13 protein-coding genes are annotated in these 20,967 nt (G+C 47.8%); 3 read left to right on the forward strand and 10 right to left on the reverse strand.

What is annotated here, in order from left to right; translation table 11 throughout:
* Nucleotides 1–2 precede the first annotated feature (2 nt).
* Nucleotides 3–3,191: a helicase-related protein gene (locus tag IDH45_RS10900; protein ID WP_190927465.1), complete on the reverse strand. Its 3,189-nt coding sequence runs from the start codon at nt 3,189–3,191 to the stop codon at nt 3–5.
* Between the two features lie 517 nt (nt 3,192–3,708).
* Here IDH45_RS10900 and IDH45_RS35250 point away from each other — a divergent pair.
* Nucleotides 3,709–4,131 carry a recombinase family protein gene (locus tag IDH45_RS35250; protein ID WP_190927483.1) on the forward strand — a complete coding sequence of 141 codons (423 nt, stop codon included), beginning with the start codon at nt 3,709–3,711 and terminating at the stop codon, nt 4,129–4,131.
* A 581-nt stretch (nt 4,132–4,712) separates the two neighbouring features.
* Here IDH45_RS35250 and IDH45_RS10910 read toward each other — a convergent pair.
* Together IDH45_RS10910 and IDH45_RS10915 are read right to left on the reverse strand one after the other, a co-directional pair.
* The gene (locus IDH45_RS10910; RefSeq protein ID WP_317891187.1) at nt 4,713–6,905 is read right to left on the reverse strand and encodes a restriction endonuclease-like protein; all 2,193 of its coding nucleotides are present in this window, start codon (nt 6,903–6,905) and stop codon (nt 4,713–4,715) included.
* 76 nt (nt 6,906–6,981) lie between these two features.
* The gene (locus IDH45_RS10915) at nt 6,982–9,744 is read right to left on the reverse strand and encodes an MrcB family domain-containing protein (RefSeq protein ID WP_223836555.1); all 2,763 of its coding nucleotides are present in this window, start codon (nt 9,742–9,744) and stop codon (nt 6,982–6,984) included.
* A gap of 452 nt (nt 9,745–10,196) precedes the next feature.
* On the opposite strand from IDH45_RS10915, the gene IDH45_RS10920 reads away from it, so the two are divergent.
* Entirely contained in the window at nt 10,197–11,456 is a 1,260-nt protein-coding gene (locus IDH45_RS10920; RefSeq protein ID WP_190927468.1) for a chymotrypsin family serine protease, read from the forward strand.
* Nucleotides 11,457–11,752: 296 nt separating this feature from the next.
* Here the strand turns inward: IDH45_RS10920 and IDH45_RS10925 are convergent, their stop codons facing one another.
* The 7 genes from IDH45_RS10925 to IDH45_RS10955 form a co-directional block, all read right to left on the reverse strand.
* Nucleotides 11,753–12,133, reverse strand: a complete 381-nt coding sequence (locus IDH45_RS10925) for a hypothetical protein (RefSeq protein ID WP_190927469.1) — start codon at nt 12,131–12,133, stop codon at nt 11,753–11,755.
* A gap of 4 nt (nt 12,134–12,137) precedes the next feature.
* Nucleotides 12,138–12,854 carry a restriction endonuclease gene (locus IDH45_RS10930; RefSeq protein WP_190927470.1) on the reverse strand — a complete coding sequence of 239 codons (717 nt, stop codon included), beginning with the start codon at nt 12,852–12,854 and terminating at the stop codon, nt 12,138–12,140.
* A complete protein-coding gene (locus tag IDH45_RS10935) occupies nt 12,854–14,779 on the reverse strand; it encodes a 3'-5' exonuclease (protein WP_190927471.1) in 1,926 nt (641 codons plus the stop codon). The genes IDH45_RS10930 and IDH45_RS10935 overlap by 1 nt, the downstream gene beginning before the upstream one ends.
* Before the next feature lie 300 nt (nt 14,780–15,079).
* Nucleotides 15,080–16,138, reverse strand: coding sequence for a DUF4179 domain-containing protein (locus IDH45_RS10940; protein WP_190927473.1), 1,059 nt, complete (start codon nt 16,136–16,138; stop codon nt 15,080–15,082).
* Nucleotides 16,131–16,685, reverse strand: coding sequence for a sigma-70 family RNA polymerase sigma factor (locus IDH45_RS10945; RefSeq protein WP_190927475.1), 555 nt, complete (start codon nt 16,683–16,685; stop codon nt 16,131–16,133). The genes IDH45_RS10940 and IDH45_RS10945 overlap by 8 nt, the downstream gene beginning before the upstream one ends.
* Nucleotides 16,686–16,909: 224 nt before the next feature.
* Complete coding sequence (locus IDH45_RS10950) at nt 16,910–18,136, reverse strand: RtcB family protein (RefSeq protein WP_190927476.1); 1,227 nt, start codon at nt 18,134–18,136, stop codon at nt 16,910–16,912.
* A 60-nt stretch (nt 18,137–18,196) separates the two neighbouring features.
* Complete coding sequence (locus IDH45_RS10955; RefSeq protein ID WP_190927478.1) at nt 18,197–19,702, reverse strand: TROVE domain-containing protein; 1,506 nt, start codon at nt 19,700–19,702, stop codon at nt 18,197–18,199.
* 713 nt (nt 19,703–20,415) lie between these two features.
* Here IDH45_RS10955 and IDH45_RS10960 point away from each other — a divergent pair.
* Nucleotides 20,416–20,967: hypothetical protein (locus IDH45_RS10960; protein ID WP_223836550.1), on the forward strand; the 552-nt coding region annotated here is incomplete at its 3' end.

Genomic DNA, 20,967 nt, shown 5'->3' on the forward strand with positions numbered 1-20,967 from the left:
GACTAATCCCCCGGTAACACTACTAGAAATGCCACTACTTCAAAATCATTAATTCCAGCGAACTCACCTTTGATAGCGTGGGTACCACCAGGTGAAAATAGGCTAGCTACAGCTCGCTCCTCACTCTTGCCGACAATGGATGCCACCGCCGCTGATAACATACGTTGAGCATGTCGCATATCCTCACCAAATCGTGTTGCTTTATCGAAACGAGCATAGGCCTCTGCGTCCGGAAGATCACGTCCTATGCATTGGCGTTTAATCTGATCGAGGATCCTCTTGACTTGCGTGTGCGGTAAAAGAACTGGTCCTTCATCACCTACATAAACTAAATAGTGCGGTGATAGTGGGTAGCCGGGGTCGATAATCTCTGAAGCTGCACCTTCTGCACGTAAGCAAAAAACAATACCAGGTGGAATCTCCACCTCAATTGATGTAGTGATAGCACAGGTCCCTAGTGGCAACGATTCGAGCTTGCCAGGATGCATCTTTATATACTGTGCCAGATCAATGCGGAATCCCATGAGTGTGAGATCGGTTATGGAAACTCCCGACGAGAGGTCTTCTAAATCTATTACCGCGTCTTGCAACTTAAGTAATTGTTTGCGTCTATATTCCAGGTCATTCATTTGATTGCCAGACTGCTGTTCAATTAGGTTTTCCTCGCCGGTGGCAGAAATGTCGAGTAGAACCATACGGCCACTAACGCGTTGCTCAAGATTGATATATTCCTCCAACTCCATGTTAGGCCAAAAATTAACTAGCTGTATTTGTTCATTAGGTGAGCCAAGTCGGTCAATACGCCCAAAACGCTGGATGATGCGTACTGGATTCCAGTGGATGTCATAGTTTATTAACCAATCACAATCTTGAAGGTTTTGACCTTCGGAAATACAGTCTGTGGCGATTAATAGATCGATCTCACCCTCGTTATTAAGTTCATCTGGACGCTCTTTCGAGCGTGGGGAGAACGCAGCCAGAATTGTAGCCAAATCTTTACGCATTCCAGGTAAAGTAACCTGATTACCGCCAGATCCCGTTACGAGAGCAGCATTTATGCCAAGTGCACCTTTTGCCCATCCCCCCAATTGCTCATAAAGATACTTGGCAGTATCTGCGAAGGCCGTAAACACTATCACTTTACGATTACCGGAGTTGAGAGGATTATTGTACTTGTGTATAATGACCTCCCTTAGAGCAACCAGCTTTGCATCACGAGTGGAATCAACCTGTCTTGCGGCTGAGAGCAATGTTGCTAATCTATTCCGATCCTCAATTAGATCTTGTTTCCATCTTATAAGGTCAACATCCCCAAGTAGCACCTTTACTTTCCGTCCTACCAACAGGCTCTCGAAAGCAGGATCATCAATGTCCACATCGGTGATGTCTAACTCTTCAATTTCTTCTGTGTGTGCCTCTACCCTGGTTAATGTTGTTTCAACGTCGTTAAGCTGCCTCTGAATAGTCAAAGCAAATGAAGATACGGAGCTTTCCATTCGTTTGAGCAAGTTAACACGTAACAGGTGGATCAGATTTTCCTCTCGGTCTACCTGACGAAATAAGCCTTCGCCACCACGGATTCTAGTGCTGTACTTGGCATCATAAGCTGCCTGTTTATTTGCTAATATATAGCGCAAAGGTGCATAAGAGGCCAAGTTAAGCTTTCGAATTTCTTGATTGATTTCTCGTATGGATTGGAATTGGCCAGCACTGTCTACATCGGGCTTAATATTAATGGGCTTCAGACGCGACGGAAAGCGACCTGTTTCAGCAATTCCGTAATACTTTTCAATATGCTTTCGTGAGCGGGCGATAGTTAGATGATCCAATAATGTAAAATAGTCAAAACCTAGCATTTCAATTAGTCGTGACGGTGTTTTCTCATCCTCATCCAGTTCCAACCAACGGTTGAACTGCTTTTGTGCTAATCGCGTAGTATTGTCGATGCTCGTAATACCATGTTCAAAAAGGGCAGCATCGTCCCCTTCAGTAGCGAATACAATCTGATTGCGCAGATCCGCTAATCTATTGTTAACGGGTGTAGCCGATAGCATTAACACCCGTGTTTTGACCCCTTCTTTAATGATCTTGCGCATCAATCGATCGTACCGAGTCTCTCCACCTTGGCGCGGAGTTTGCTTATTACGAAAGTTATGAGATTCATCGATGACTACAAGATCATAGTTCCCCCAATTCACATGAGACAAGTCAATATCCCCTGTCATACCCCCCTCACGAGACAGGTCTGTGTGATTAAGTACATCATAATTGAAGCGATCCGCAGCAAGGATATTGCGTCGATCGTTAGACTTGTACAATGTCCAGTTATCACGCAGACGTTTCGGACAGAGTACCAGAACACGATCGTTCCGTAATTCGTGATATTTTATTATGGCAAGAGCTTCAAATGTCTTACCAAGGCCTACACTATCCGCAATAATACATCCGCCAAATCGATTAAGCTTGTCGATAGCTCCGATTACACCATCAAGCTGGAATTTATAGAGCCTACTCCAAATGACTGTATTTCGGATTCCAGTAGCTGATTTAATGATACGCTCCTCATCCATCTCCTCCCCATTATCCCGAAAAAGATGATAGAGAATCAACGTGTAAATGGTGTAAGGGTCATTTGGGGCTGCAATAGATTGCAACGCTGTAATTATTCCTGCCAAGGCTTCTGGTTGAGCTTGCAGAGCCTCCCACTGCCTATCGAACCACTGGGTAAGCAAATTACTTTCTTCTGCATTCTCTGATACTTGGACGAGGCTAAGCGGGTTCCCTGGTGTTATACCAAGTCCATCAGTACTAAATGCTAATGAGCCTAGTAATGCTTGTCTAGGGCACCCTTCTGCATCACGAATAACAATTGTTCCTTGCGGTATACCACTAGTTGCACAACGCAATTCAGCTTTTTTTTGAATCCACTCCACACAACGAGTTGCCAACCACCGGTTTTGCAATTTATTACGCATAGCACGGTCATTTTCCGTGCCCAATAAAGCTAATTCAGCCCCATCTGCCGGCAAAAGAGAACGGACTCTACGTATCTTTGAAACTTCCTCAAGAAGCTCCGAGAATGCGAACAATGAGAAATATGGGGTCATGATGTCGATCTGGTTGCCCTCTCTGATCCATGGGCGAAGAAGATCAACAACACGTTCAGTTCCCGTATTACGAATAATCTTCATAAATTGAAGCTCCCTTTTCTCTTCTGATTTCAACTATACTCTATTGATTTCGACACAAAAAAACCACTCCCTTCTCTATTCCAAGGTAGTTATGATTCCCAAGTAGGAAGTAACTTTCATTATCAGATAGTCCTCTTAACGTTATTTGAATAATTTTGCGGAATTTAAAGATATTCAAAGATTCAATGGATGCTTTGGTGTATCTATTTCGCCAAGCACCAGTACATACTGTAACCAACTTTAGCCTGATTGGATGGAATACCGGCTTCGGACTTACAATTATTACATCACCTTCAATCAGCGCGGACGAGGTTTCGTAATAAGAATTAATCTGGAAGACCATCGGGAAAATATGTTTGGTCTGTATACTTGGATAAGAATCACAACGAATAAGCGATCGCGTGAAGGCAGCTTATCGCAATAGCGCCGGAAAAGGAATTTTACGCGGTTCAATCCCACCAAATGGGTATGAAGTTGTTGACAAAAAGCTAATTGTCCGAAATGATCATATACCAGTATCGTTAAGAGGATATTCAAAGAATATTTATCTGGAACTGGAGTCGACATCATTTCGAAATATCTTTATTCTGAAGGCCAGCCTAGTCCGGCTCAGATCGCCTGTAAGAGTAATGGTTTAGATAAATGGCACGGGACAACAATTCTTAAGTTCTTGCGTAACCCCAATTATGTCGGCGACTTGGTACACGGTAGAGAAACGCGCAAGAGTGTAACAAGCAAACGTAGAGACGTCATTTCTGCCGATAAGTGGATTGTTGTCAGTGATGTTCATGAGCCGATAGTATCCAGAGATGACTTCAACGAAGTGCAATCATTATTAGCACAAAGAAAAAGAGATAGCACAGCTCCAAAAAAACATCTATTACCAATGTCGCATATTGTGCCGATTGCGGCGCTGGTATGTGGTACAAAGCGAATATAAATGATGTATTTGCGATTCTCACGGCCGATATTGTAAAAGATTTGTAAATCAAATCACAAGGTCAGGAGAGCTTTTCTTTGCGAGATCATCGCGAGCGACATAGCCAACAAAGCTAAGGTGTTCGGACATGAAATCCGATCATTAATTGATTCCAAGTTGTCTAAGCTTCAAAGCAAAGTCAAAACAAATTGGATTCATTTCAAAATTCAATCCGCAAAGCAAATGAAAAAAGAAGCGGCTGCTTGACTTGCTAATCAATGAGACGATAGATGAAGAGACATGTCAAAAAAGCTACTTGATCTTCAAGCTGAAATACGACCTTGAAGTCTAAGCAAGCTGAACTTGAATCTTCGATGCAAAAAGAAGACTTAACGGCATCGATCACTTATATGAAGGAGCAGATCCGCATCTTCATGGAATCTGTTCCCTAACTCCTGAGATATTGCACCGCCTGGTAAAACGTATAGAAATTCGAGCTGAAGCACCGGATCATTTACTAAAATTTCTCGGTGCCATCAGCTATTTTTTAATTGCGACATGCACTCAATGTGCACCGTATACGGAAACATATCTACGATGTTTCAGCCCCCTCCAAACCGCAACTCCCCAACCTCACCAGCCCGATCAAAAACATACTTAGCAGCATACATAACCCGCTGAACCCCCGTCCCACCAGGCAAGATCGGCCTAGCGCGCTTCTCCCACTCCTCCACGGTGAACACCACATACAATTCATCCGATGCTCCGAGCCCCGATGGAATCTCCGTAATCTCTTTACGCTGCACGACTTTCCAGTTCGCTACCTTGCCATATACACGGATACCCGCATCATCCCGGCCAAATAACTGGATCGACTGATAAAGCGCCACGTATTCAATCTCTGTCAAAACTTTGTGATCCGTAATATTCTTCAGCGGTGTGTGATAAAACTTATGCTCTAGTGCGGCTGCTAGCTGCTCCTTTTGACTGAGCGCCCCGATCAGTACATTTTTACCGGAAAGCTTGTTCTTGTAATATTCCTTCGTTCCACGAGGACGGGTCGAGCGCTCGTAGGCTTTCTCTGGGCTGTCGAGGATGATTTCGTCCAGAAATTTCTCCATCAAGCTGGTTGAGTTCGGCAAAAAGGGGAACGCTCCCACATTAATTTGCTCAATGCTTCGATAGAAGCGATGCTCCTGGAATCGCTCCTCGTCATGATACGGGAATAGCACATAAGCTCCGAACATGCTTCGTTCCAATTCCTTCTCCTTATCGTCTAAGTAGACGATCGCGTCCCGGTAACGATGCATCGTGTTAATGTCGTCTTCCTCCGGCCCAGGCATCTTGTAGTCCCGATGGTAGGGCGTGCCTTCATAGGCTGGGTTCAAACGGTATTTGGCATCGAAAATGTATTTGTATTCGACTGAAGTGTTGTTCTTCTTCAGCGTTAAGACGTTATCTGGCTTCTGCGGAAGCGTCGGTGTCTTGTCTCCCTGGGGTAGCGAGTTGTAGTACAAGGTGAAGATTTCACCATTCCTCGGGTTCCGGTACACCATCTTGGCTTTCTGCGTTCGGTCTAAAGTGACGAATAAGCCGTTCCGATTGACGCGGATGATGTCTTGCTTGAGCAGCTCATAATTTTTACTAAGCAAGTGATGGATCTTGAGGAAGCACCAATACTCGTAAAGCAGCGCCAGATCCTTCATCGACAGGCGGAACAGATCGCTTTGGATCGAGAGTCCTTTCATGAGCATGAGGTAGTACCGATACACTTCGCGGTAGCCGACCGCCATCTGCAGCACCAGTGTTATGGACATTTGACGTATCTCGCCGACCGCCAGAAAATCGTATTTCAGCAACCGTTGGAGGTGGGTCTGCATCAGGTTCATTTTGCGCTCTAGCTGCGGGTCTTGTTGTCTTCCCTTCTGAGCTAAACGAAACTTCAGATCCTTTAGCTTCTGCTGGATGCGCAGCAACACCCAACGGATGAAACGGTTCTCGGCCGTGTCGTAATCGACATGTCGTTTCGTCTCCAAGACGTGACTTGGGGTATACCGCTGTCCCCCCCTCGGGATCAAGCCATTCTTCGAATCCTCCACAAGAAGGTGAGGCCGTTTTGCTAGAAACGTTAGGTTCTCTTTCCCCGCTTTGCGAACCTTTGCCGCTTCTACGATTCGATTCCCCACCTGCAGCTTGGAGTGCGGCGACTGGCGGATGCGCTCGACGGCTTGGACCAATTGATTGAACACGTGCTGGAGGATCGTGAAAAACTCAGTCAAGCTTTGGTGTTGTGTGTCCTTTAATCCTGTTAAATGATACGTTTTGCGCATGAAATCAAAGGACAAGTTATAGATTTGCTCGTTCACATCGTTCAAGATCATCTGGTAATCCCGCTTATAATCCATCTTCGATGGGAAGATTTCAAGCTGTAGCCGGAAGGCTGCCTCCCCGTTATATCGGAGCTCCAGTTCCGTATGGCCGACTTCGTTCTGGAAGTTCACGATTCCGGACAGGATCATTTTGCCTAGCGGCTTAATGGCATTCCTTATATGCATGTTGTCGTGATGGAAGATGAGCTGCATTTCCTGCTTTTTCTCAATCACCAGTTCATAGGACTGTGTCTCGTAAAAGATCGGCTGGGCCGGGCTATCTACTGTCCAAGGCATCAACTCCCGGCGCTCCGGCGAGAAAATAGAGATGGACTCGATCGTCACAGAAGGGCCCAGCGACGTAGCTTGAAAATGCGCCACTGTCCATTCCTCGCCAGTCTGCCTATGCAACTGCAGCGTCTCCACCGTCGGATGAAACGGCTTGCCCTGGATATACAAATTAAAGAGGTTCGTCTCCACCCGAAGCAGCTCGGTCTGTTGGTTAGGATAGCCAGTATGAGGTGAAGCCATCTTCATCTAACCTCCGTAGCATAAAGGCGATTTTCCTTGCACTTTGCGGGTATTTTGCACCGTCTATCGCGGATCGGGGCGTATATAGCTCGGACGCATCGTCCAACAGTTCTTGGACCGCTATGCGTCGACCCAATGCCTCTTTCATCAGTTGAAGCAGTACTTTCTTCACCGCCGTGCTACTCCCTTGCACCCGGGGCAGGATCTTCTGAAGCAACTGCTGATCGAACGCCGCATCCGGCTCTAGGAGCTGAAAGCGCTCATTATATAGCATATAGAAGCAAACCGCGTCACGTATCCGAAACCCTACATGAGCATGAATATCCTCTAATATGCCATTGATCTTCACCAGCTTCTCGGTCGTCCCTTCGACCAACTCCCGGTTGTCCCGATACATATCTACGAGCTGTAAGTACTCGGAACGCAAGAAAGAGTTTGGAACAGGTGTGATCGCGGGGGCGGAATCCTCTTCTTCGTCCCCCGGGTATTGCCCAAGGTTAATATAGTTAAATTCAATCGTATTGGCTCGATCCAGTACCTTCTTGCTAAACGGATGCGTGGTCTCGTCCATATTGACTGTGCCTATCAAATACACATTGTCTGGTACATGCAGATCACCGTAAGCTCGCTGGTCTTCTTCGCTAGTGAGAGACTGACGATGAATCAGCGGTGCTGTCACGATGCGTTCCCCTTGCCACTCCTGCGTTTCCAGCACGCTGAGCAGATCGCTGAAATAGTGCTCGACTCGGGCTAGGTTCATCTCATCCAGACAAATGAAATATGGCTTGTTCCGATTGGCTAGCCGAGTCGCTTCGGCGAGCACCTCCGTAAGCTTGCCAGGGCGGAACTGATTGGACAAATCCTTGTAGCCGAGCAGATCGGAAGGATCGCTCCAATCCGGTCGTACCGGGATCAGCGTAAATTGCTGGTTGGAGCTAGTCGCTCCTAGCGCTTCGGCAAATAGCTTGACCAGCTTCGTCTTCCCTGTACCGGATACTCCAGCAAGGATGACGAACGGTTTTGTTTTCAACGACAGATAAAGGTTCTCAATCAGATGATCCGGGTACATGAAGCCTTTCCGCTTAATGAACGCTTGGATCGCTTGAAGCTGCTCCGGTACGGATAAGGGTTCCACTTGCGGTTGCTCCTCATAGTTGATATATGAAAAAGAGTCTCCGTTCTTATCGACGTAACGCAACTCTCCCAGCCAGTTCAACATAAAGATAGCTCGATTCCTTTGCGTTACTTCTCCCCAACTGTCCCCCATCCCTAACAGCTGCATAAAAGGAGCAATAAATTGCTCTAGCGTAAATGTCTGCAATTCTTGAACTAACCCAATAGTCTGCCTCAGGACTCCAATAAGAGATGTAGACTTTTGATCCTTCTCGATAATACTTCTTAATAGTTGGACCTGAAGATCATTGATACGCCATATCGTAGAATCATTTTGAAAACAATGACCGTACTGCAAGCCTAGATCCGTTAGAGAAAACACATTGTTTTCAATAGTAAGAAGTTTAAGCTCTTGCAAGGCCCGCCCAATATGCCGAACTCGTTCCAACGGATGTTTCACCTGCTCACCGGAGATGAGTACCGACGATGGATTGGAGGAAAGAGTCTGTACAGGTACTTCGGACGGATGATTTTGATAGAGGTAATACAAGATGCCTTGTCCCAGATACAGATGTGCGATCGTAAAAGGGAAGTTTCCTCGCTCAACCTCATCTTGTTGCATGGTTGAAAACTCCACGTATTTTTTATAATTCTCCATCACATTACGAAGGTCGGCCAATAACTGCTCCTCGCTTGGAAGACTGTCCTTGTCGTAACGGTAGTAAGCTACGGTCGAGACCTGGTAGTCTTGCCCGAGACCGGAGGCGGTTAGTTGGATGTTTTGGTCTTTATGCATCTCTTCCAGGGGGACTAGGCTCTGGATTTGCTCTGCTTTTTGCCGGAGGTACTTGTAGCCCTCGGTCTTGCCCAGTTCTTTGGTCGGTACGGTGACCCCTTGGTGAAAAGCGAGATATACCGCACTCATATCGTGGGCAAACAGGTAGACAATGTACTCTCCTCGCTGGGTCGTCTCGGTGATCCGCCGATCCATGATGGCCACCCACGGTACGGTTGCCCAGTTTCCCATACCAACCGAGCCTTGGATACGAAGATTTTGGTCGATAAACGGAAGTCTATGAATTTCCTGTGGTATCGTATTGCGAACCAAGGTGCCTAACGGGTGACTGGTAAAAGGCTCTCGCTTCGCGGCAACATAATCCGACATGACCTTGGCCAGATGTTCCCGGAGGGAGGTGGTGATTGGCTGCTGATTTTGATAGTAGGATTCCAGCTCCCGATTGGCGTATTCCCGCAGTTGCTGGACTAGAGACTCCGACCATATCGCTTGAAGCTCGTCGGTGAAACGCAACGTTTGTTTGCCAGAGTCGTGAACGAGGATGGCCTTTAAAGCTTTGATCGGTGTTTGGAGGAGCCCGTTGATTTGAAAGCCCTGGACTTGGCTCCAGCGCTGGCCTACACTTTCAGGCGGGGCATCGACAGGTTGCCCTTGCGACTCTCGGGATTGAAGCAGTTTTAAGAAACGTACCCGCACTAAGTTTACGGGCACTTCCTGTTTCTTCTGCTCTTCCATGATGTCGAGTATCGCGAGGGTGAGGACCATTTTATATGATTTCTGCTTATGGGCGAATATGCCCGTTAATGAAGAAGGAAGAGTCGTCATTTCGATCACCCGGTTCGTCTTGATGGGACTTTCGACGTACTCCTACATGGTTCGACGTTTACCAATGGATTCCTTCTTTGGAAGGAGGATTGATAAAAAACGAACTCGGTTTTCCGAAGTTCGTCAATTTTTCTGTATGTAACGTGCCGATACTCATTCAATCCCTGCTTATTCCAGATCACTAGGTTCTTTCAATTCGGTATCAAAAAAAACGTCGAATGGATAGAATTCAAGTTACTTCTACTAATATTTGGAATAGTATCTAAGACTTATTGAATATTATGGGAAATTTTATTATTATTTGAATATCGGATTGGGGGTGAGAAGTTAAAAAAGTGACGGACACATTTGGTTCATTAATTCGAGGAGGAAATTCGTGAAAATGGAGGAACATTAGTCAATTTACATTATTTACGTAATACAAATTTTCCTAAAAGAAAGGTGTGTTCTGTTTGAAAAAGAAAAGTAAATCAATTCTTACTACCCTTGCAGTTGCTACGCTAATCATGGTTCCACTTTTTAATGCTCATGCAGCTAGTGGTAAAGCTAGTCAAGTTTTCATACACGAAGGTAAAGAATATCGGGCAATTCCTTCTGAACAGACAGTTCCAGATAACAATGCCATTGAACAACAATATGATCAACTGCAAATTATTGAGGAGATGAAAATAATTGATGACCGAGAAAACCTCAAAAAAACAGTAAATAATCTTTTCCCGGAAATGTATGGGGGAATTTACACCGATGATTCAGGTAACAACGTCATTTTACTAACTGACCATAATCCAGAAATAGAGAAGAAACTCAAAGAGAGCAGTTCACGGGCTGATAAGGTCAGAATTCAGACTGTAAGCCACACTGAAAAACAGCTAAATGATGCACATAACAAACTGTATACGATGACTGACATGGGAATTGTATTATTAGCAACGGATACCAAGCTTAATAAAGTTAAAGTATATATTTCAGCAAATGAACTTGAAAAAAATAAAGAAAAAATTATAGAGAGTGTTGATGAGAGTCTAATTCATTGGGAAGTCGGTGAATTTAAATATGTCAAAGAAACTGCGTATTTGTATCCAGGTGAGGAAATTAACTTCACCGAGGGGTCGGAACCTTTAACCTGCAGCGTAGGTTTTAATGCTTCAACAAGTAATAATAGCAAAGTAACTGTTACCGCTGGTCACTGTGGCAACAATACATACTACGATTTGTCAGATCAAACTGGGTCTATTGGTACGATGAGCAATGCAACATTTGGTTTCGGTTTCAACTATGATGCAGGTTTTATTGTATTAAATAGTTCTGCACTAACCAGCCCTTATCTGAGTGGCAACACATTAACAATAGGTACATTCGATTGGAACGGCTCAGGACAAGCCCAAGGTACTACCGTCTATCTACATGCTAGAAGTGGAGGTGGAACAAGTTTAGGCTCTAGCACTATTCAGAATAGCAGTATCTCTGTTCCAGGCGAAGAAACAGATCTGGTCTTGACTAGCCACGTTGGCAACGTTGAAGGAGATAGCGGAGGACTTTGGTATCGAATTATTAATAAGGATGGAAAAAACTATGCGGTAATTGAAGGAATTCATACGGGCACGGTGAGAGACCAAAACAATGGTCAAATTGTTGGCGCTTCTTTCAGCAAATTTGCCAATGTATATAATGGATTGGGGTTAAATGGAGTTTTTGTCGATCCTAACTACTAAATACTAACATCTGCATCCCTTTGATAGAAAATGCTAGAAGAAGAAGTTTCTGCCTGGGTATATATTAATTCCAGTAGACGACTGGGGAATGTACATCTTACTTGAGAAGAGAAAACCGCTGGAAATCACTCCAGCGGTAATCTTTTAACATACGCTATATTCCTCTTGTATATAATTCCATCAATTAAATTTATCTTTTTCAGCCCACCGATTTCTATCATTTCGTCAGTAGCATAAACTCGCATGGCTTATTCTTCTTATTATATATAGAGCTTATTCGAAATCGTTTGATTCTTTCATCGTTGATGTTCATAACAATAAACCCGATTCTGAAACCGTTCCGGTCGCCCCAGACAATAGTTCCGAACCTTCTCGCTAACCCCTTTACCACACTGGGCACAACGATAAGTATCTGCCTCAGGCGAGGACACTTCAGAGGTCGCCGCCACTTCCCCCTGCAGCGCTTTCTTTTTCGCTCTCGCCCTCCAAAGAACCCAAGTTACCCGAATCACCAATAGCGCAATAGCAACACCTATGGCCGCATTAAGGTAAGGAACATCAACTTTAAATTTAAAATACTGGGTTTCTAGCACCCATAGAAACGCCTTTATTCCTGCCATTAACCCAAGTGCACTTACCAAGAACATAGAGATAGACTGCTTTTGTCTCCGTGCCATTCAATTATCCTCCCGACCTTGACGTACTTGACCGTGTCCGCATTTTGCCACCCCGCTCCTTTTTCCACTTCTTCAACTTATCTTCAAGAATCAGACCATTAATCAGCTTAATATTAAGCCGTTCCGCCGCCTCACGGGCCGCCTTTGTAAAGTTGCTTGTGGTTACGATCCAGGCGTCGTAGCATCCATGCACCTGCTTGCCAGCTTTCAGCCGGAGGACGATATCATTGCCGACATCCTGCTTCCATCGCTTGCACTGGACAGCTATCTTGTAGCCTTCCTTCCCTTTCAGGACCAGATCCACCTCATGGTCCCCGGAACCGCCGATACGTTCAACCTGATACCCTTGCTCCCGATAGTACAGCTCCATCAGCTTCTCAAAGTCCGTTCCCGATAATGTCCGCACATCGGCCTCTAGCAGCTCTTGCTCTGTCATTATCTTTGGCTTGCCTGTGCTTTCCTTTGACGCTTTTTGCACTGTCGCTTTCGTCGTTTTGGCTGGAGCGCTGCTTTTTTGCCCCTTTTTGTCGTTTCTTCTTTTACGGACCCACATCGTTCCTAGTATTTCCGCCACAATAACACTGCCAAATAAAATAACAAAGAAGAGCCACCAGATCTGTTTCAGCTCTGTAAAGAAGAAAAGAGAAAGTCCTGACAAAATAAAAATCCCTCTGAAAAAATAAGCGACTTGTCTTCCTTCTGCCGTGTACGTTCTAGCCATTATGCTCCCCCCATCCTCTTGCGTTCCATAGGCGCATTGGTCTTCTCCTCGTCTACTTCGTCCAAATAACGCGTGTACTTGGAGTCACCGCTATACGATAAAAACAGCCATTCCAGCGCCCTCGTCATCCCGATGTAGAACAGCGACACTTCACGTTCTTCCATTTCCTCGAGCGGATGCGGCATGCTCTCTATATTTACTAGGAAGACGGCGCGGAAATCGAGCCCTTTCGCACTATCAATCGTAGAGATTTTGATAGACTCGTCACTGCGGTCGAAGCTTCGTTTGGTTTCAAAGTTTTCGGTTACCCAGGTATAGGATAACTGTCGGCTTTCAAGTCCTTTGCGAATAATGTCTATGTACGAGGTATCGAACCGGCTTTTCACACGGTATAAAACGGCAATTTCGGACAGCGGAATGCGATGCTCCGCTTGAAGCCGGAAAATCTGCTCAGCAACGAAAGCCATTTCTTCCTCCAGGCCGGAACATCTTCGGATAACGGGATGCGGCCCTTTTCTTTTCGTGCTTTGAGGCGGAATAATATCAATTCCTTCGAACGAGCCTTGCTTTACTTTATCTTGCAGCTCGGAATGCTTCCGGTAGAAGTCCCAGGCAAATTGAACAATCTGGGCCGTATTCCGGTAGTTGATGCTCATAATCTTGGATCGTCCGCGGAAGTCGAGCCCGGTGTCTTGCATGAGACTGGCTTTTCGTTTAAAAATCGATTGAGCGCGATCCTCTACGAGCAAGAGCGACTGCGTATCCGGATTCAGGCAATAACTGAGCAGCTTAAGCCACTCCGGCTCGAAATCCTGACCTTCGTCTATTAATATGGCGTCATAATGAGGCACGATCGCTTCCTTGGCCTCCAGCTTATCAAGTAAAGCCGGGATGTCCTGATCCTTCATACCAATCGAATGGCGCAGCCACTCATGGAAGTTATAAATCTCCACGTTGCCAGTGGGGCACATTTTCTGTTGTTCCGTATCTTGAATAAGATCGAATAAATCTTCCGGCTCTTCCATCATCCGAATAATCATCTGCTTCAAACTTCTCGACAACGGTATACCGTAACAAAGGACGAGTATGCGCCACTCCGGGTGGGATCGCGCCAGCATCTTGGCACGACTGGCCAGAACCAAAGTTTTCCCGCTGCCCGCTACTCCGCGTATGAGACGGTGCTTATCTCCCAATTGCTTAGCCAAGTTCTCTTGATGAAGATCCATTGTCTTGATGTTGTGCATGGAGAGAAGAAGCTGATCCTGGACGAGTACCGGCGCCCGGAACTCCGCACTAATTCGAACTTCAGGGAACAGATGAAAGCGGATCGCACTAATATCCTGATCGGAGAGCGTATACTTCCGCTGACTCCACACGGTAAACATACCTTGAATCTTCTCCAGTAAAATATCAGCGGTAAAACTATCGTCTTCGGGATCGATTTCATCCCTGCAAAGCACAAACTGCGGCTCGATAATATGATATAAGTTATGGCGGACGAAGTCTTCCTGCTTTAATCGCGTAAATACGGTGCCGAATCCGTACGGAAATTTCAGATTCCCTTGATAGGGACCGTCATGTAAAATCAGCTGCTTGTCCTTCTTTAATTGATCCGCGATCCTGCGGACATTATCACGGGCTTGTTTAAACGGATTTTTTACCGTTTCCAGTTGACCCGCTGCCGTATGCAGGACCCATTCGTCTTTGTTCAGCGCATGAAGCGTATTGCGTGTGTAATCCTTGACTTCCAGCACAACCAGTCCTAAATCCGGCCCTATCACAACGAAATCGGGCCTGCGTCCGTGAATTTCCGGCTCGTAGTAAACAACGTAGTCGTCCGGCAAATGATCCCGTAGCGTGTGGAAGAGCAGCCGCTCCCCGGTTGTCGCCAGGCGCGGGATGCTTTCCGGCACCATATAAGCCATAGTCCATCTCTCCTGGTTCTATTTTCCTACTCCCTCATTATACTTCCAATCCCTTCCGTTAGACATAGGAATTTGACAAATTTCGATAGATTATGCAAAACAAAAAAAGACCAGCCCTACCTAGAGCCAGTCTCAATGCTTCTGTTATTATAGTACACGTCGTGGTTCTCCGCGGTATTTTTGCCTCCACACTAGCCGCTGTCGGGAGAACTTTCTCTCCGAGACGTTGTGCGTGGTTTTCCACGCCTTTCTTCTTCGGATATCCGTATAAATGAAAGCAGCCAAAGGAAAAGACACTAGTTACTCCCGCTTTTCTGCACCGCTTAATAAAGGAACACGAAACACGTATGGCTCAAGCGCTTCTCCCCGGAAATAGGTACCCCATTCATCCTGTCTTTCCATTACTCTGCGCTGAGGGATTATAACGAGTTCCTCCGGCGTTTCCTTTGGCGTGCGTAAATGTTCGTCTGTAAACCGATATTTCTTTCGATCACCTTCAACCGCTTCGCCTTCGCCGCCAACAAAGCCCATCCCCATAATATAGCCCTTTTCATCCTGCACTTGAATACTGCTGATAGCAGACGGGTCAGTAAACGAGTAATTCTCGGGCACGGTCATTTCGTAGTCGATCGTCGTACTGAGCGGTGTCATCACAACGCGTGCTACGTTGATGATAATCCCGTTTACCTCATGAGAGATCCCAGGTTCAAAGGTTCGGGTCGCCTGATCCGAAAGTTCACGGGACACCGGCAGCTCGAGGGACCAATTTCCTTGGATGTCTCCAACCCGACTTACCTTAATCGTTAACCGAAATTGCTCAGGCAGCAGGCCACCCGGCCCCTCCTCATATCCATAGTTACTGTGATAATAAATAATCCCCCCGTACCGGCCATCCTGGAGATCCTGAAATTCGCCTCCGGAGTGAAAGGCCAGTTTTTTTCCGTCGATAAACAATTGAACGTCGTTCGTGTTCAACATGGATCTAGAAGCCGCATCTTTTGTAAACGACTGCACCATATCGAAAACAAGTTCGCCTTGATCCGCATATATGTTTTCCACACTGAGTTTGATGCCTTGTTGAAGCGACTCTTGTCCGACAGGGGTGCTTAAACCCTTTTCCACGACCTGCTGAAACCCCTCTATTCGCAACAGATTGACTACATAAGCCAACACTTTGGATGATAAAGGGAGCATCAACGTTGCGAAACAAATGAACAGCAACATGCAAGTCATGACCATCCGTTTTGGGTAACGTCTCCCTACAGGTGCTAGGGTTCGCGGCTTTTCCTCCAATACGAGCCTGTGTCGGTTCAATCTACCGGCACTTTGTTTCAAAAGCTCATCAAGCTGGTTACTCATGACCATCCTCTCCTTCCAGCATGACCTTCAACTGTTCCTTAGCCCGGCGGAGACGCGATTTAACGGCTTCATGGCTTATTTTCAACACAGCGGAAATGTCCTGCAAAGTCATATCCTGATAGTAGTGAAGCACAATCATCTCGCGGTACTTAACAGGCAGCCGCATCACCTTGTCAAGAACTCCGGTATCATCCAGTTTGGAATACTCATCCTTTGTTGCTGCCAATACGGATTTCATCCGATCGTGCTCCCAGAGCACAATTCTTCGCCAAAAGGCAGACCTGAGCATGCTTTTGCAGCGGTTAACTGTACATACTTTGAGCCATTTGCGCAGAGCAGACTGATCCTTATCGGGATCGACTTTATGATAAGCCGTCACAAAAATCTCCTGAACACAGTCTTGCGCAAGCTGGTAATCATTTAAATAAGACATAGCCAGGTGAAGCAGCTCGCTTTGATACTCCGATATTAAATGCTCGATCAAGGCATCGCCTCCGCGCTCTGCGGATTTCATTTTTGCATCTATGGCCAGCTTGGAATGGAACATCCCCTCACCTCCCTATCTAATACGCTTTAAGTACGGCAAAAGGGGTCATTTGGGAACTAAATTTTTGAGATCGATCGCTATTCGATACTACCAGAATCTTGAAACTTCGAGCGAAATGCAGCAGCAGCATCCCGAACATGTTCTGACAAAACAAAAGCCAACTCACATAACACGGAGTTGGCCTGAATTTCTAACCTTATTTATTCAGTTCTTATTTTCCAAAATCAATCCTTATAAGGATCAAACTCATCCGCCCCCGCCATACAAACCCCGATCGGCTTCAACACATGCAGCACCTCAACCGTCTCCGAGTGCGCATCCAGCACTTCTTGTAGCTTGCGATACACAAACGGGCTTTCGTCCGTTCCGGCGCCGCGGAGCTCGACGCCGAAAGTCCTCACGGCTTCCTGCATCTGCTTGGCGGTAATTAACCCCCCGCTCCGCGTACGCGTCTTCCAGTTCATTTTGCCGGCGGCTTGGGTGCGGCTCATGATGCGTCCGGCTCCGTGGACGGTGCTGTAGTAGGCGTCGCGGTTCTCCGCCGTATCTTTGCCTCTCACGATGACGGAGATGTCGCCCATGCTGCCCCCGATAAAACCGATCTGGCCCGGCGCGGATGGGGTCGCTCCTTTTCGGACGACGATGACCTCTTTGCCGCCATGCGTCTCTTTCCACGCGTAGTTGTGGTGGTTATGCACTTCGAGGTCCGCTTCCGCTCCCAGGATGGACAACACTTGCTGGATCACATAATCGCGTCCGGCGTAGGCATAACGGCCGGCGAGATTCATGGCGCGGTAGTACATGTCGCCGAGCTCGCTGCTCAGATCGAACAGGATCGGAGGCTGCTCCATCTTCTCGCCCGGGGCGTTCGCCAGGAAGGCCCGGTTCGCCTGCAGGTTCATGAAGCCGCTGGCCGTCTTGTGCCCGAAGCCGCGGCTTCCGAAATGGTTGCCGATCCACAGCCGCCCCGTCTCCGCTTCCACGAACAGATCGACGAAATGGTTGCCGCTGCCGACGGTGCCGAGCTGGTCGCGGGCCAGTGCTTTCAATTTATCGTGCTCCTGGGTGCCGATCGTCTTGTAGACCTCCCAGTCCGGATCGTCAAACAGCTCATGATCGACTTTCTGGTTATTCACACGGCCCACTCCGAACGAGATTCTCCGCCCGATTTCGTCCATGATCGCCGGAAGTCTCGGCAGCACCTCGTCCGCCTGCAAATTCGTCCGTACCGCCTTGTTCCCGCATCCGATATCGTAGCCTACGCCGGATGGAGAGATTTGCCCGTCGTACACGACGACGCCGCCGATCGGCTGGCTGTATCCTTTGTGATGGTCGGCCATCAGCAGCGTTTGGACGACGCTGCCGTTCTCCGCGCATGTGATTGCTTGCGACAGCGCACCTTCGTCGGGCTTCCCCCAGACGCGCACGCCTTGTATCGTTTGATAAGCCACTCTCGTTCAACTCCAGTAAGCAGCCACAGACCGAGCGTCTATGGCCGGATTTTTCCCTTATTATAAAGCGTTCAAGTCCATTCCGGCTACCCGCTCCGTCATCGAGCGATATCCTTGCACCGACTGCGCGATATAGCTAAGCACGGTGTCGCTCCAGCCGTAGATGTAGAAGGACCTCGGATCTTGATCCGGAACCATCGCATGCCGGTAAGGAGCCAGATCGACGATGAATGCTTTCGTTTCGCGATTCACCTTCGAACGGTATCGCTTCAGCTGCTGGTAGAACGGGCTGCCGCTGTTTTGCTGCTCATCGGTGATGATGATGATCTGGTCCACGACTTTCCGTTCCTCGATCAGCTTGCGTACCGGGGCTCCCGTATCGGTTCCTCCGACGGCGCGGATTCGCTCCGCTTGGGTGAGGATGCTGTCGTGACGGGAAGGCTTCGCATCGTAGACGTTCGTATCGAACAGCCAGAACAGCGAGCTTCCTTGTGTCTTTTTATATAACGCCAGCGCAAAGACGGCACCGGTCTCCAAATACGAGCCGTTCATCGAACCGGATATATCGAGGAAGATCGCCGTACGTTCCCCGAGCTCGGGCAGGTTGTCGAACGTAAGCTCCACCGCTTCCCGCAAAGCGTCGCGAAGCTCCGGATGATCGACCTGACGAAATGCCGTCGCCAGACGGAACGGCAAGATTTTCGCCTTGCGCAGCGCCTGCTGGTCGGTCATCCGGTTCACGACGTACTCCAGGTTCCGCTTCTCCTCCAGCACTCCGGCTCTATGCAAAGCGTTCATATGACGAAGCAGCGCAAACGTCGGCATCTGGACCAACAGCGCTTCCCAGACCGCCTTCGATGGTTTGATCGCCCCGGTAACGGTCTCGTACGGCAGCTTGCCGCGTTCGATGCAGGCAATTCGCTCCTCCTCAGTTTGCGCCGCCTTCAACTGCTCCAGAGCTTCCACCTGCGGCAGCAAAGCCAGATTCGCCTCCTGTCCCCGCAAATAGCGGAACAGCGCTTGCTGCTTGAGCTCCTCCGGCTTCGGGTGCGCCGTAGCGATCGCATCGCCCAGACTGTAGCCGCGTCCGCGCCCGTTGTATTTGACGGCCCAATATTCGGACACCCCGGAAAGGAACCGGTTCACCTGACGTTTGACGGCACGCCCTCCCTCCCCGCGCCCCAGTCCCTTCAGGATCGTCAGGAAGTCCGACAGATCGGAAGGAATCCGCACGACCTGCAGGAAGATTAACGCGAACAGATCCGGACGGTAGATCGACAGAATCGCCAGCCCAAACAGCGGCTGCAGTCTCATCAAGCCTTCTCCCCGGGCAAACACGATCGCCTTCGCCATAAAGTCCGGCCGGGCGGCCGCCATCTCGTGATGGAGCTGGGCCGCTTCGTCCATCAGCTCGTGTTGACTCGCATAAAACGTATGGCTCATCGTATTCGTCAGAAGCGTCTGCACATATTGCTCCTCGGCAGAGCGCGTATAGGCCGGATAATGGTCTTTGTTGAACACCTTCGCTCCTTGGGAACCACCAAAAAGCTTTTTCGCGATACTCATGTTTTGTAAACCTCCTTAACGAACACCGGCGAGGAAAAGGCGGGATAGGTTTGCTGCAGGAGTCGAACCTGCCGTACTGCTCCGGGTATTTACTTTGGTCGATTAGCTCGAAGTAACCCATCCCTGCGCCTCGAAGATTCCGTTTCGGCTTTCGCCGGTTGGCGTCGGCCTTCTGGTACCATCATCGCTTATTTGGGGGCACGCGAACATGGCGGAAGTATTACGACGGGCATATTTTTTCCTGCCCGAACAGAGCAGAAAGCGACTGCCTGATGGCAGCCGCTTAGGTGGATGGGGTTATTCACGAAATCCCCCAACAATTACTTGGGCTTTCCAGCCTGTTTGTATGATCCAATTTCCTTAACGACAAGAATCGTTTCCATGATGGTATACAAGTCATGATGGCCGAAATTCGGGAATCTGCGCTCGTTGTACATCCCGATCGGGTTGTGGTGCATATGATCGGGTTCCGTGACCGTCTGGTGCTGTTTCTGCTCATGCGGCTCGTTGTGCCACTTTCACAAATTACCCCGTTGATATTCCCAGCATAACTTATGCAGTTCAAGTCAGTAACTGGTAATCATAGTCATGCACTTTTCCGAAACACCACCATAATCGCCGAGAATACCTTTTCATAGGGTATATCTACAAGATTATAGGTGATTATCCAATGTCAGCGTTGCAAAAACCGAGATTCAAAGAATTGAATCACAGTGAATGCGCCGGAGCTCGACTTCTCTCTGCTGCTTACTCAATCCGGCATTATGAAGCGCAATGGCACTCCTTCATGGTTACTTTGCTTCCTCTATGTTGTCGGTCTCGTTTCCAATTGCTCCTCCGTCGTTCAGATGGCGCAGTTGGCCGACAAAGACGCTTTGCTGAAGGCGATGTTCCAGCCTTGGAAACTTGCACAGTACACCTTAAGCCGCTTTTTTACGAAGGGCTTTGCATGGACGACGTTTGCCCAAAAACGTGTCGAGCGCTTGCAGCAAGATCCTTTGACTGTGCTTGCCGGTGGGGATGTCGTGAATCTCGATGACACCCACAGCGCACATCCTTTTGCCAAACGGCTTCCGTTTCTGAGCTGGCTCTATGACCACTCCACCAAAGCCTATGTTTGGGCAACGAATCTAGTGGTCCTGCAGGCCGTTCTGAAAAGTGGATTGGAGTATCCGTTGTTGTACCGGATCTGGCACAAGCCCGAAACGAAAGGAGAAGGTCTAACTAAAATCGATCTAGCCAAGCAAATGCTGCTCATGCTGCGT

Source organism: Paenibacillus oceani, assembly GCF_014705615.1.
GTDB lineage: Bacteria > Bacillota > Bacilli > Paenibacillales > NBRC-103111 > Paenibacillus_AB > Paenibacillus_AB oceani.